Annotated in this window: 12 protein-coding genes and 2 pseudogenes; 9 read left to right on the top strand and 5 right to left on the bottom strand. The window is 67.3% G+C overall.

Annotated elements, in window-relative coordinates; translation table 11 throughout:
• The first annotated feature begins 72 nt into the window (after positions 1–72).
• Positions 73–219, top strand: a complete 147-nt coding sequence (locus N5079_RS31920) for a hypothetical protein (RefSeq protein WP_261587903.1) — start codon at positions 73–75, stop codon at positions 217–219.
• Positions 220–454: 235 nt separating this feature from the next.
• On the opposite strand, the gene N5079_RS31915 is transcribed toward N5079_RS31920, so the two are convergent.
• Positions 455–1384, bottom strand: coding sequence for a hypothetical protein (locus tag N5079_RS31915; RefSeq protein ID WP_261587902.1), 930 nt, complete (start codon positions 1382–1384; stop codon positions 455–457).
• A 97-nt stretch (positions 1385–1481) separates the two neighbouring features.
• On the opposite strand from N5079_RS31915, the gene N5079_RS31910 reads away from it, so the two are divergent.
• Positions 1482–1925: a hypothetical protein gene (locus tag N5079_RS31910; protein WP_261587901.1), complete on the top strand. Its 444-nt coding sequence runs from the start codon at positions 1482–1484 to the stop codon at positions 1923–1925.
• 150 nt (positions 1926–2075) lie between these two features.
• Here N5079_RS31910 and N5079_RS31905 read toward each other — a convergent pair whose 3' ends face one another.
• Positions 2076–2471: an ACT domain-containing protein gene (locus N5079_RS31905; RefSeq protein ID WP_261587900.1), complete on the bottom strand. Its 396-nt coding sequence runs from the start codon at positions 2469–2471 to the stop codon at positions 2076–2078.
• Between the two features lie 242 nt (positions 2472–2713).
• Here N5079_RS31905 and N5079_RS31900 point away from each other — a divergent pair, with 242 nt between their 5' ends.
• Positions 2714–3238: a SigE family RNA polymerase sigma factor gene (locus N5079_RS31900; RefSeq protein WP_261587899.1), complete on the top strand. Its 525-nt coding sequence runs from the start codon at positions 2714–2716 to the stop codon at positions 3236–3238.
• Positions 3235–4464, top strand: a complete 1230-nt coding sequence (locus N5079_RS31895) for a hypothetical protein (RefSeq protein WP_261587898.1) — start codon at positions 3235–3237, stop codon at positions 4462–4464. The genes N5079_RS31900 and N5079_RS31895 overlap by 4 nt, the downstream gene beginning before the upstream one ends.
• A gap of 333 nt (positions 4465–4797) precedes the next feature.
• Here N5079_RS31895 and N5079_RS31890 read toward each other — a convergent pair whose 3' ends face one another.
• Positions 4798–6303 carry an ISL3 family transposase gene (locus N5079_RS31890; protein WP_261587949.1) on the bottom strand — a complete coding sequence of 502 codons (1506 nt, stop codon included), beginning with the start codon at positions 6301–6303 and terminating at the stop codon, positions 4798–4800.
• A 247-nt stretch (positions 6304–6550) separates the two neighbouring features.
• On the opposite strand from N5079_RS31890, the gene N5079_RS31885 reads away from it, so the two are divergent.
• The 5 genes and pseudogenes from N5079_RS31885 (at position 6551) to N5079_RS31865 (ending at position 11445) form a co-directional block, all read left to right on the top strand.
• Positions 6551–7663, top strand: coding sequence for a MerR family transcriptional regulator (locus N5079_RS31885; RefSeq protein ID WP_261587897.1), 1113 nt, complete (start codon positions 6551–6553; stop codon positions 7661–7663).
• Positions 7663–8976, top strand: a complete 1314-nt coding sequence (locus N5079_RS31880) for an MFS transporter (protein ID WP_261587896.1) — start codon at positions 7663–7665, stop codon at positions 8974–8976. The genes N5079_RS31885 and N5079_RS31880 overlap by 1 nt, the downstream gene beginning before the upstream one ends.
• Positions 8977–9098: 122 nt before the next feature.
• Positions 9099–9723: pseudogene (locus N5079_RS35685) on the top strand (recombinase family protein).
• An 85-nt stretch (positions 9724–9808) separates the two neighbouring features.
• Positions 9809–10068, top strand: a pseudogene (locus tag N5079_RS31870) (transposase); the annotation flags it as partial.
• Positions 10069–10224: 156 nt separating this feature from the next.
• Entirely contained in the window at positions 10225–11445 is a 1221-nt protein-coding gene (locus N5079_RS31865; RefSeq protein WP_261587894.1) for a CynX/NimT family MFS transporter, read from the top strand.
• A 596-nt stretch (positions 11446–12041) separates the two neighbouring features.
• On the opposite strand, the gene N5079_RS31860 is transcribed toward N5079_RS31865, so the two are convergent.
• Positions 12042–12470: a hypothetical protein gene (locus tag N5079_RS31860; RefSeq protein ID WP_261587893.1), complete on the bottom strand. Its 429-nt coding sequence runs from the start codon at positions 12468–12470 to the stop codon at positions 12042–12044.
• Positions 12467–12703 (bottom strand): type II toxin-antitoxin system ParD family antitoxin, encoded by a 237-nt coding sequence (locus N5079_RS31855; RefSeq protein ID WP_261587892.1) that lies wholly within the window; start codon positions 12701–12703, stop codon positions 12467–12469. Before N5079_RS31855 ends, N5079_RS31860 begins: the two co-directional genes overlap by 4 nt.
• Between the last annotated feature and the right edge of the window lie 83 nt (positions 12704–12786).

The following is a 12786-nucleotide window of genomic DNA, read 5'->3' as shown; positions in this document are numbered from 1 at the left end:
CTTAGCCCTAATGTGCAGTTTCGCCTAGATACTCTGCAGCCGATCTTCCCCCGGACAAGACGGAGTTTTGACATGCGGAGCATCTGGCGAGGCGCGGTCGCGGCAGCCGCCACCGCGGCGATCATGACCGTGACCATGGGCGCGGGCAGCGCGTACGCCGACCACGCCGACCACGCCGACCACGCCGACGACGGCGGACAGGCCCGCGGCGGCGCCTAGAGCTGCGCAAGCAGGTCGGGAAGGATCGCGACCATCGACCCGCACGACCCGAACCTGTTCGAGTTCAGCCCCAGGATCGTCCCCGAGAACGTCGGCGAACGGTAAGACGCTTCCGTACGGCGCATTTATAGCCCTTTGTGGCCTTTGTGGCTTTTGTGGCCTGTACGGCTCTGTATGGCGCACCGGGCCATGCGAGTAAACGGTCGCATGGCCGGGTGCGCCTCCGCATTGAGAGTCAGCTGTCGCTCAGGCGCGCACGCAGGTCGTCAATGGTCACCGTGGGCTCGGGGATGTACTCGTACAGATCATTCTCATCGATGACCTGATCCGCGGGCGGCGCGGAGATGACGACGTGCGATCTCCAGGCGGTGTAGCGGGTGTCGGTTCGCGAGACCCCCTTCCCCAGGGCCTGGCTGGTCACCAGGCGCTTGAGCAGACCCCTGCCGTCGGTCCAGAGGCGCCATGCGATCCTCGTCTTGCGGAGCTCGTCTGCGGACAGGCCGCCGAACCAGTCGGCGTACGTGCTCTTGGAGGCCTTGCGTAGCTCCGCGTAACTGATGCTCCCCTGGTAGAGGAACCCCCCGGAGACCGGCTTGCCCGTTGAGGTCTTCAGCATGGCCTTCACCACTGCCGGCTTGTAGACGTTGATCACCTGCAGGCTGACGGTCGGGGCGATGAGGGGACCCAGCCCTCGCGACCCGTCCACACGAACCCACGTCTTACCCTCGGGCACCGGTCCGCGATACGCGTTGATGGCGTAGTAGAAACGGCCGTTGACGTGGACTATGTGGTATCGCGTGAATTCCTCGCGGTTACCGTCCTGTTCCTGTCCCGGGTCGGGAACCTCCTGCCAGGTGAAATCGGCGGCGCCCGGACCCGAAGGACCGAACTGTAGTGTGCCGCGCACCCGGAGCCTCCCAATGGATTTCCCGCCCTCAAGCAGACGTGTGATCTCGGAGACCTGAACACCGTGTCCGGTGCGGAACTGCTGTTTGAGCGCCCGTACGGGATCGGGCGAACCGGACTCCGCGACAGCGGGGTCGGCGACAACCGGGACAAACGCGACCAGCACGGCGGCCGCCAGGGCAACCCATCGCCTCATGGAGTCTTCTGTCCTTTTATGGGGAGAAAGTGTCTCGTTTAAGGAGGGCATCTTCGCAGTCATGACAGTCACCCGCCACCATCTGATTTCTGCGAATTCCGACCATTGAGTAACTCTGAGAGGAGGGTAGACGCGCCGATACGGCGGGTAGCGGTGCGGCATGACAGAACGTGAACCGGTGGGCCGTCCCGACCCCGCGCATCTCCGGCCGCCGGGCCTCGATGACGTGACCGTTGACGCCCTGGGCAGGTTCAGCAAGGCGCTGGAGATAATCCATCGAGTCAGAGGCCACCTGTACGCGTTCCACCAGCTCACCGGCAGCGCCGATTTCGAGCTGGACGACGTGGTGAGGCTGTTCCGCCAGGCCGGGCACGACACGTGGGCCGATCGGATCGAACGTGAGCTGATCGGCCGCAACGTCATCGCCGGCCGGTGGACCTACCAGCTCGTGGAGGAGTACGACGACGGGTACTACGCCGCCTTCCAGCAGCTCGAGCGCGAAGCTCGGAACGGGCTGGCCGAAGGGCGCCGCCATCTCTACGAAGCGGAGCTCAAGCAGCAGCGCCGTACGCCCGGCCAGCCAGGGCACGAAGCCGCCCCCTGATCCGCACTCCGCCGGGCGCGGGCGGTGTGAGACCGGCCGAGCAGGTGCAACGGCCGTGGCGTACGACGGTCGTGGCTCGCCCGCCCCGAAGTGTTCGCCCGCCCCGAAGTGTTCGCCCGCTCCATGGTCGCGACCGGGCGAGCCGGCGAGCTAGACGTCGACCGACCTCAGATGCCCGGTGTCCACCCGATGTCCCGCCTCCTCCAGAACGGTGACGGCCTCCTTCACCCTGGGCTCAGGCACCAGAACCAGGTCGGCGTGGAACGTCGAGGCGACGAACACGGGGATGGCCGCCTCGGCCAACGGCCCCACGATCGCCGCCAGCATGCCTGGAACGTCCAGTTTGTGCCCGGTCCCCCCGCCATACAGACCGATCCACCGGTCGCCGGAGCCCGTCGGCCAAGTTTCGCGCACAACAGTGAGGCCCTCCGGAGCGCGAACCAGCGCGATCCACTCATCGTCCTCGGGGAACGTCGCGTGCGGAAGGTGCTCAACGACGAACACGGACGGCACGACGCCCAGGTGCTGGGCAGCGGATGAGCTCATGGAACGTGTGTACCAGAGACGCTGACGCGACATGGCCTGCGACCGGCATTCGCCTTCGTGGCGAATGTGCTGATCTGCGGAGCGGGTCGCCGGGCGATTGATTCGCCTTCACCCACATTCATGCACGCTCTGGCGCTTAAGGTGCCCAGGCTGGGCGTCTTGGAATGCGTCCTCAGTATTCGCACCGTCGGCCCAACCTTTGGATTCCTCACCGACGTCTGTAATGGTTGAGAGGAGTGACGTTGGACCGCAATGACAGCTTTCGTGAGTTCGTCGCGGCTCATCAGCAGTCGCTGATGCGGACGGCATACCTGCTCACGGGAGACGCCCACCTCGCCGAGGACCTGCTGCAGACTGTCCTGCTCAAGGTGCTCGGGCGCTGGTTCAAGCTCTCGCGCATCGACAGCCCGGAGGCGTACGCGCGCAAGGCGCTGCTGAACCAGCACATTTCGTGGCGGCGGCGCCGGGCCGGCGCCGAACTCCCGAGTACCGCACCGCCGGAACGGGTCTACTCGAGCGAGGACTCCACGGTCGTACGGCTCGTCATGCGCCAGGCGCTCATGCGGTTGCCTCCGCGGCAGCGGGCGGTGATCGTGCTGCGCTTCTACGAGGACCGAACGGAACGCGAGACCGCCGAGTTGCTCAACTGCTCGATCGGCACGGTGAAGAGCCAGGTTCACCACGCACTAGCCCGCTTACGTGATCTAGCGCCCCACCTGGCGCCAAAGTTCGCTGAATTGGACGACATCCGGGAGGCACACGGATGACCTGGCTACGGGGCGTGCTGAACGACCTCGCCGACGACTCCCCTGAAGTAGATCTGGCCGAACAAACCATCAGAATCTACGAGCGCAGGCGGCAGACCGCTCTCTCGCTTGTCGCGGCGGCCCTGCTGGTCGTCACCGCGCTCGGTGTGACGACCGCCGTACGGCTGCTGCCCTCCAAACCGGACGCCGCCACCCTAGGTACGGTCACCGACCTCCCATCCCGTGGGGTCGGCCCGGTGAGCTACGCCTACAGGACGTTCTGCCAGCCGGAGACCGGCAAGGTCCCACCGCGCTGCAAGGACGGCGGCTGGAGGGTGGTCACCCGGACCGGCAGGACCTACCGCGTCCCGGAGGCGCTCCCCAGCCTCAGCGGCTACCGCATCGGCAACTACCGCCCTCGGGGAGAAGGACCACTGGACAGTCCGCTGGCAATCAGCCAGGACGGCCGCAAGATCGCCTACTACGGCGCCGAGGAGAGCACGTTCGTGGTCCGCGACCTGGCCTCGGGCGAGCGGTGGACGGCCCCCGCCAAAGTCCCGGAGGCGTGGCTCGGCAGCCTCTCCCATCTGCTGTTGTCCCGGGACGGCCACTTCCTGGCCTTCACGAAGAATCCGCCTTTGAAGGACCCGGCCATGCTCATCGACATGCGTGAGCGTATATTGCGTCCGCTGCCGAACGGCTGGAACCCCATCGGCCTCTCGGAGGACGGTGGCACAGTCACTCTGGCGCAGTATGCGCCCAAATCACGGCTACAGACCATGTCGAGGCTGTGGACGACCTCTTCGGCAGGCAACGCCACCACCGTCGACCTACCGCAGAGCTACTTCTTCAGCCCACTCGCCCCTGATGGCAAGACCGTCATGGCGATCGAGAATCGCGGCACGCCCTCCGAGCCCTGCCGCAAGGGCGATCTCGTACGGCTGGACGCGCGGACGGGTGAGGCGCTTCAGAGGATCGCTCTGAGCGGCCTGTTTGCGGACGGCCACCAGATTTCGTTGCGCACGTGGCGCAGCGCCAACGAAGTGACGGCCCTGACCATGCCCGTTCAATGCAGGCCGGCGCCCAAGCAGGACTCCTCCCTCCCCAAGGAACAGGGGGACCCGCCCTACGTCACCATGACGGCCTACGCGGTGAACATCAAAACGGGCAAGGTCCGGAAAATCTCCACCTACACCGCGCAGAGCTTCTTCGACATCGTCCTCCCCGGCCCCACAGGAGCACTCTGACTCAGGTCGCTCATGGGGCGGTAGCCATCCTCGGTGAGGCCCAGCTCGTAGTCAGGACAGACGGGGACATGTGATCGCGGGAGACGCTGTTGCTGGGAGGGTTGCTGTACAGCAGTTGCCTGAACTGCGGCGGGATGCAAGACCACGTCACCTCGCGCAGGATCTCCATCGCCTCGGGCACGTCGGTAACGACCTGGTCCGCCTCGTGCTCATGATTCGGCTATGTCTCCCGGACGATCCAGATCGTCCGGAGCCCGGCCGGGGACTGTACGGTTTCCGGCTCTGTCCCGTAATCGGCTCTGTCCCGTAATCGGTGGTTGCGCTGCGTGATCTTCAGTGCAGCAGGATGCGGTGGCGCAGGAGGTCGAACCCGGCCCGGCCGTGCATCTGCCGCATGATTCTCTTCGTTCGCGTGTTGACGCCTTCGGTTCGGCCGTTGTGATGCGGCAGGGTGATGCCGGCGTTCACAGCTTCGCGGTCGAGTTCGAGGCCGTTGGCGAAGCTGTGCAGGTGGGGCAGGTTCGCGGCCCGGGCGTCGGTGAGCCAGGTGGCGAGCTTGGCGTCGTTGCCTGCGGCCGGGGTGAGGAGTTCCGCGAAGGCACGGACCAGGCGGGCGAGCTGGGCCAGTTCGGGGCACGTGGCCGCGAGTTCCTGCAGCAACGTGCTATCGGCCTCACGCAGCCTGTCGGGGCGGGTGAGCAGGAGCCGAGCGAGACGGCGTGGTGTGACGACGGGCCGATCGCCCTCGGCTCGTCCTTGGGTGATGTAGCGGTAGAGCAGGTTGAGGCTGCCCGTGTAACCGAGTTCCTTGATCTCGCCGAACAGCTGGAGCACCGGGACGGCCGGCTCGGCGGCGCGCCGCTGGCGCAGGTGATCGCGGTAAGGATCGACGAGGGTGGGCCGGTAGCGTGGAGCGCGGCGCAGAGCCTCCGGCTGCCGGGTGCGGGCGTAGCGCTTGACGGTGTTCAGGGACAGATCGAGACGGCGTGCGCATTCCAGCAGGCCAACACCCTTGTCCAGCAGGTCGTGGATCTGCTGCCAGCGTTGCTGGGTGGTCTGCTCCCGGACACCGGCGGGCCGGGCCGGGTTGACCGTGGCCCAGCAGAAGCTGTGGGAGCGGACCTCTGCGAGGGTCTTGTCGCAAAGGTTCTGCCACAGGTGCCACCTGTCGCTGACCTGCGTCGCGTCGGGCAACGCCCGGCGTACCGCCTCGCCGTAGGCGCCCGCCCCGTCCCGGCAGACGATCTCCACTCCGGGGTGGGCGCGCAGCCACACCTGGAGGGCGTCGGCGCCACGGCCGGGGAGAACGTCGATGCGCTCACCAGTTTCGGCGTCGATCAAGATGGTGGCGTATCGGTGGCGGCGCTTGAGCGCGAAGTCATCGACCCCGAGCACGCGGGGAACCCGCGGTGGCGGCAGCGGCAACCGCATGAGCAGCCGCAGCGCCGTGGATTTCGAGATCGCGACGTCCAGCGCCTGTGACAGACGAGCGCCCGCCCGGCCCGCGAGCTCTTTCACCACCGCCCCCAGCTGGGCGGTGAGCCTGGTGGTGCGGCGCTGGTAGCGCTCCAGCAGCCCTGGCACCTGTTCACGGAACGTCTGCCGTGGGCACCCCAGCACCGGGCAGACCAGGCGCCGTACTGTCACCGACACCACCACTGTCCGCCCGTCGATCGGGACGTCCGTGACCGTTCGGCAACAGAAGCCGTGCACACGGCCGGTCAGCACCCCGCACACCGGGCACGGCACCGGCTCATCCCGAGTGCGGGCCATGACCCGAATGAGGTCGTGCTCGTCCACCACATCCTCAATGACCAGGTCAGACAGCCCCGCGAACACCACGCCCACCAGATCATTGATCTTCAGCACGCCTCAGGCTGGCAGGTGATCACTCAGCGCCACCACCGATTACGGGACAGAGCCGTTAACTGGACGAACCCAAATGGACAGCCGTCTCGATCTCGGGGTCAGCGCGTAGCGATTGCCAAGGAGCCGCATGGAAGGGTGGTGACGTTGTTGACCTTCCCCTTGGGTGAAGCCCCAGCATCGTTGACACCGGTCGTCGTGGCCGGGACGAGGAGGAGTGGTGCGGGAGTTGCTGACGATCGGAGCGTTCGCTCGGGCAGCTCGGCTGTCGCCGAAGGCCCTGCGGCTCTACGACGAACTCGGACTCCTGCTGCCGGCCGCCGTGGATAGCGATTCGGGATACCGATTCTACGATCCGGAGCAGTTGGAGCGAGCCCGGTTGATCGCCTGGCTGCGGCGTCTGGGCATGCCTTTGACCCGTATCCGGCATGTGTGTGATCTACCTGCGGAGAAAGCGGCCGAGGAGATCGCCGGCTACTGGGAGCAGTTCCTGGCCGAGACCGCCGCTCGCGGCCGGTTGGCAACCTTCCTCGTCGACTACCTGACGGGAAGAGGCAGCTCTGTGGACGATTCCGCGACCATGCTCGGGATCCGTTACGTCGCCCGCTCGGAGTCAGGACTGGTGCGGACGAGCAACGAGGACACCGCCTACGCGGGCCCCCGCTTGCTGGCGGTGGCCGACGGCGTCCGTGGCGGAGCCGGAGACCTCGCGAGCGCGACCGCCATCGAGGCGCTCAAACCGCTGGAGGCTCTCGCCATACCCGCCGAAGACCTCCTCGGCGCGCTGGCTGACGCGGTCGACGATGCCAACACGGAGATCAGGACGATCGCCGCAGCATCATCGGATGGCGAGGCCGTCACCACCCTGACCGCACTGCTGTGGTCCGGCTCCCATCTAGCGCTAGTGCACATCGGCGACACCCGCGCCTACCGCCTGCGAGACGGTGAGCTCTCCCAGATCACCCATGACCACACCTTCGTCCAGTCCCTGATCGACGAAGGACGACTGACCCCCGATGAAGCGGCCTCACACCCGCAGCGCTCACTGCTGGTGCGAGCACTGACCGGCACAGGCGGGATGCCTCCAGACCTGTCACTCCACCAGGCCGCTGCCGGTGACCGCTACCTGTTGTGCTCCGACGGGTTGTCGGCCGTCGTCTCGGCCGCATCCCTGCAGAAGGTGCTGACCGAGGAGGACGGCCCGCAGCAGGCACTCGACGAATTGATCGCGCAAGCGTACGCCGCAGGTGCTCCCGACAACATCGCCTGTGTCGTCGCCGACGTCGTACCGCTGGACGCTGCGGATGCTGTCCGGACCGTTCCCAGCCGGTGATGCGCGCCCCCAGGCTCAAGGCAGGGCTCGGCATCATCGTCGATCGTCGACCGCTGAGGGTCGACGCATTCCGGCGGTTGTGGGTGGCGTCAGTGGTGTGCGCGGTGGGCGGGTCGTTCAGCCTGGCCGCGATCCCGACGCAGTTGTTCACCATGACCGGGTCATCGGCGACCGTGGGTGCCTCGGCCGTCGTGTCGTTCGTCGCGCTGGTGGTGGCGGCTCTGTGGACAGGTGCTCTCGCTGACGTCAGAGACCGGCGAACGATACTCCTGGCCGCGCACTGCGGCCTAACGTTGACCTACGCGGCCTTATGGACTCAGTCTGTGCTGGACGCCCGATCCCTCCCTGTCCTGATGATGCTGGTGGCTTGCCAGGGACTGACCTTCGGATCGATCATGACGACGATGGGTGCCGTGGTGCCCCGCCTCGTCCCGGTCGAACTACTCCCAGCGGCCAACAGCCTCAGCTCGCTGGTCCGCTACGCTGGATCGATTTTGGGCCCCGTGCTCGCCGGCCTTCTGATCCCGCTCGTCGGGCTCGGCACCCTGTACCTGTTCGACGCGCTCGCGCTGCTGGCCGTCGTGTGGGCCGTCGCCAAGTTGCCCCGCTTGGAGCCAGCCCGAGCATCGAACGTTCCGGCCGAACCACACCGCGGGGATCATCCGACCATCGCTCAGATCCTGGCTGGGTTCCGGTACCTGGCCGCCAGCCGACTGCTTGTGGCAGTGCTGGCGGTCGACCTCTCGGCGATGGTCTTCGGCATGCCGATTGCACTTTTCCCCGAACTGGCCCAGCGCACCTACGGCGGCCCGGCTGGCGGCGGTCCGGCACTGGGACTGCTCTACGCCGCCTACCCAGCCGGGGTATTCGCGGTCGCTCTCCTATCGGGCACCTTCACCCGCGCCCGCCGCCATGGAGCTCTCATGGCGGCAGCCGCTGCCGCGTGGGGCATCACTGTGGTCGCACTCGGCTTGGCGGCGCAGCTGTGGATCGCGCTGATAGCACTCGTCCTCGGCGGAGCCGTGAACTTCGTGCTCAGCACCTTCCGCAACGCCATCTCCCAAGCCCTTACCGACGACGCCATGCGCGGCCGGATCCAAGGAGCGCTCACCGTTGTCCTCATCGGTGGACCGCAGCTCGCGAACTTGCTGCACGGGACCACTGCGTCGCTCCTCGGGCCCCGAACAGTGATTTGCATCGGAGGTCTACTGACTACCATGGCCGTCGCCGCGATCGCATGGCGAGTTCCCGAGCTGCGTTCCTACACCATGTCCATTGCCGAACCACGTCGTGACCCAGATCGCTCAGCGTGATCCGCGTTGGCCTCGCTCCAGCTTGGAACGCGATCGGTGTTCCGTTGGGGGTGCCCTAACGGAACACCAACCAGCGGTCCCAGACCCGCAGGTCAAAGTGTTCCGTATAGGTGTTCCGCGATATGTCCGATGAAGGCCCCCTATCCGGAACACTTGAGCGCGTGAACGGATCCCGGGTCGGCTACGCGCGCTGCTCCACCGACGAGCAAGACGTCGTCATCCAGACCGAGCAGCTCCTCGCGCTCGATGTCCCCGAGGAACGGATCTACATCGACCGCGGGTTCTCCGGTACCACCCGCCGCAACCGCGCTGGCCTCGACCAGGCATTGGCGGCCGTGTGGGACGGGACGGTGTTCACCGTCACCAAGTTTGACCGGTTCGCGCAACATGGCCGAGGCCAACGACATCCTCACCGGACTGTCCGGCCGTGGCGTGCTGTTCGGCCTCGGCGCGAGTGTCTACGACTGGAACGACCCGTTCGGCCGGCTATTCCTGCAGACCCTCGCGATGGTCGCCGAGTTCGAAGCCAACATCGGGCACCAGCGCACCCGCGAAGGGATGGCCCTCGCGAAGAAGAACGGCAAGCTCAAGGGCAAGCGGCCCAAACTGCCCGAACCCGCCCGCCGTTCCATCCGCCGCCGCTACGCCGAAGGCGAGGTCTCCCTCGCTGACCTGGCCACCGAATACAGCGTCGGACGCTCCACCATTCACCGCATCATCCACGGAGCCCCAGAAAACCCCAGGTAGAACACGGATCGCCGCCTACTCTGCCTCGCCGTAGCTATAGGAGTTCCGGGCCGACACCCCGCGCCGGTGCCAATGTTCCTCAGCCCCCTTCCTCAACTTCGACTCCGAGATCCGCCGGGTGATCTGCTCGACCAACGCCATCGAGTCGGTCAACGCCCGGATCCGCCGCGCGGTCAAGGCCCGCGGCCATCCGAACGAGCAGGCCGCGCTCAAGTGCGTCTACATGGCGACTATGAGCCTGGACCCGACCGGGAAGGGCCGCAAACGCTGGGTCACCGGTGGAAGGCCGCTTTGAATACCTTCGCCATCACCTTCGAAGGCCGCCTATCCCCGACCTCCCGATAGAAGAGGCCACAACGAGTTACACCATGTTAACTGGACAAACCCGGATTCGGGGCCCTGCTCATCGAGAACGAGCACGACTACATCGCATGCGACGCTTGACGGTCCGTTGACGCCGTGAAGCCATGGTCCGTGACGTCAACAGTCCGAAGGAGTCTCATGGATCCCCAGCCAATATCAGGCACGACGGCGCCGGCACCCGAGCCCGCGCGCTCGCCCTGGCTGACGATCGTCATCGTCTACCTCGGCGGCGTCGTCGCGGCCATGAGCCTGGGCAAGTTCGCCTCCGTCGGCCCTGAGGTGGCTTCCCAGTTAGGGCTGTCGCTGTCGCAACTGGGCTGGGTGATCTCGGCGGTGGTCGGCGTGGGCGCCGTCGTCGGCCTGCCCGCCGGCTACCTGGTCCGCCGCTTCGGGACGGCACGCTCGCTCGTCACCGGCCTCTTCCTCATCGCGGCGGCCAGCGCGGCGAGCGTGGCCGCAGGTGACTTCGGCTCGCTGCTGGCTGCCAGAGGCGTCGAAGGCGTCGGCTACTTGCTGGTCACCATCGCCTGCCCGGCGCTCATCCTCCGCCTGGCCGCCCAGCGCGACCGCGGCACGGCCCTGTCGCTGTGGGCCACGTTCGTCCCGGTCGGCATCGGCGCCGCCACGCTCGGCGGCGGCGCGATCGGCTCGGCAGCGGGCTGGCACGGCTGGATCGTGCTGATCGCCGGCCTGACGCTGCTGATGGCGCTCATCGTCTGGGTACGCCTGCCGGGTGGCCAGGCACGGCAGGCGGCGTCCGGGCCCGCGCCTCGCGCCCGCGCGCTGGCCTGGCCCGCGTTGCTGGCCGCAGCCTTCTGTATGACGGCGCTGGTGACGATCCCGGTCATCGTGCTGCTCCCCACGCTCCTCATCGAGCAGCAGGGCCGCTCGGCCGCCACGGCAGGCGCCATCACCTCGGTGATCTCACTGCTCAGCGCGCTCGGCGGGCTCGCCGTCGGCATGCTGCTGCGGCGCAACACGCCGGTCCTCGTCGTGGCGCTCGCCGGACTCCTGACCGTGCCCGCCGCCTGGCTCACCTACGGCGCGCACGGCTCCCCGACCGCGGCGCTCGGCGGCGCGGCGATCATCTCGATCGAGAACGGCTACCTCGGCGCGCTCGTCTTCGCGGCGCTCCCGCTAGTGCTGGCCCGCCTGGACGACGCCGACATCGGCAACGGCATGGTCGCCCAGGCGGGCAGCCTCGGCTCACTGCTCGGACCGCCGCTGTTCGGCCAGGTCGCCGCGGGGCCCGGCTTCCAGACGCTGGTGCCGGTCATCGCGGTCGGCATCCTGGCCGCTGTGGCGATGATGCTGCTGGTCGGCAGGAAGGCGGCCAGGTCACGATCGCTGGTCGGGTAACCCACACGGTCCGGGGCGGTGTTGGGGTTGGACACTCCGGCTAGGAGGCCCTTGACCGCGTCCTTGAGCACCGGCGCCTGCCGTTCGGCTCCGATCCTGTGGACCACTCCCACGACCGCCTCCGCGCTCTATCGCAGATAACCATGGGGCCTGGCCCCCACCGGGCGAGGGCATCCCTTCAGGACGGCATCGACGCTATCGCAGATATTCGTCAAGTATCTGCGGTCAATCCCGCTCGAAGAGGCTCGACGCGAAACCGCATAGCGATGACCTGCGAGGACAGGCTTAGCGCACGATCCGGTTCCGATGTTCCTCAGACCCCGCTTCTTGGCGAATCGGAACAGCGATCGCACTGCGCTCGTCGTCGGTTGCCGCCTTCTGGCTGGGCTGACGCGGCTGCATTCCGATGGAATGGTGGCCCGGCATCCAACCGTGGCGCGGTGCCGGGGTCTTCCCCGGGTGGGGACAGGGAGCCACTTCGGGGCCCTGGCGGCCCGCCAGCACTGCCAGCACGGGTGGGGGCTGGTCTACCCATCCCTTAGCGTCCCCCGTATTGGGAGTTCTGCAAGTCCGGTGCGATCTTCCCCCCGGAGCGATCAGGGAAGGACCTCAAGCCGTACGTCCAGGCCCTCATACAGGTGCGGCGTCGCGGTGATGATCCGCCACCCGCGCTGTACGGCGTGGACGACGGCGTGCGCGGCGACAAGGACCTCGGGCATCTGCGCGTCCGGCCGCCGGGTCGTCATACCCTGCGCGTACGGTCCGCTCGCCGTGGCGTCGTCGGGGGACAGCGGGCCGACGACGACCATGGACATGTTCATGAACCGCTCGAGCCGGGGTGCGATGGGGCCGAGCGACAGGACCTGCACGGCGAGCGCGGGGATCAGCAACGTCACGCCATATGCGGAGGATTGCCTGACGAGCTCGCGGCCGTAGGCGGACTTGCCCTCGATCAGGTGGGTGACGGCGTCCAGGTCGAGGACATGGCCGGACATGAGCCCGGTCGGGGGGATGGCGTCGGTCACGCGGCGTCCGCCGCCTGGGCGCTGCCAGCGTGGAGACGGGCCGCGCGGGCGCGGTCGTCGTCGGTGATGTCGCCCTGCCAGGCGGGGCCCCAGAGGTCGTCCATGATGGCCAGGTCACCGTGGATGCGGTGCTGCTCGCGCAGCGCCGCGGCGATGTAGGCCGATGCGTTGCCGCTGGCTTGCACCTCGTCGGCCAGCTCGTCGGGTAGCGAGATGGAAATCTTCCGGGTCATACCGGCAAGGCTACGCGGTCATACCCGCGCGGTCTACAGACCGATGGAGTTTCGACTCGCTACCCCGCACGTGGGGGGTCGGC

It is taken from the genome of Planotetraspora sp. A-T 1434 (assembly GCF_025420585.1).
Taxonomy (GTDB): Bacteria; Actinomycetota; Actinomycetes; order Streptosporangiales; family Streptosporangiaceae; genus JAOEGB01.
The sequence above is the reverse complement of the archived record's forward strand: the minus strand, read 5'-3'. Positions and strand labels throughout refer to the sequence as shown.

Excerpts from the sequence above, each read along its gene's own strand:
- N5079_RS31920 (WP_261587903.1), top strand. The coding sequence starts at position 73 with ATGCGGAGCATCTGGCGAGGCGCGGTCGCGGCAGCCGCCACCGCGGCG.
- N5079_RS31915 (WP_261587902.1), bottom strand. The coding sequence starts at position 1,384 with ATGACTGCGAAGATGCCCTCCTTAAACGAGACACTTTCTCCCCATAAA.
- N5079_RS31910 (WP_261587901.1), top strand. The coding sequence starts at position 1,482 with ATGACAGAACGTGAACCGGTGGGCCGTCCCGACCCCGCGCATCTCCGG.
- N5079_RS31905 (WP_261587900.1), bottom strand. The coding sequence starts at position 2,471 with ATGAGCTCATCCGCTGCCCAGCACCTGGGCGTCGTGCCGTCCGTGTTC.
- N5079_RS31895 (WP_261587898.1), top strand. The coding sequence starts at position 3,235 with ATGACCTGGCTACGGGGCGTGCTGAACGACCTCGCCGACGACTCCCCT.
- N5079_RS31880 (WP_261587896.1), top strand. The coding sequence starts at position 7,663 with ATGCGCGCCCCCAGGCTCAAGGCAGGGCTCGGCATCATCGTCGATCGT.
- N5079_RS31865 (WP_261587894.1), top strand. The coding sequence starts at position 10,225 with ATGGATCCCCAGCCAATATCAGGCACGACGGCGCCGGCACCCGAGCCC.
- N5079_RS31855 (WP_261587892.1), bottom strand. The coding sequence starts at position 12,703 with ATGACCCGGAAGATTTCCATCTCGCTACCCGACGAGCTGGCCGACGAG.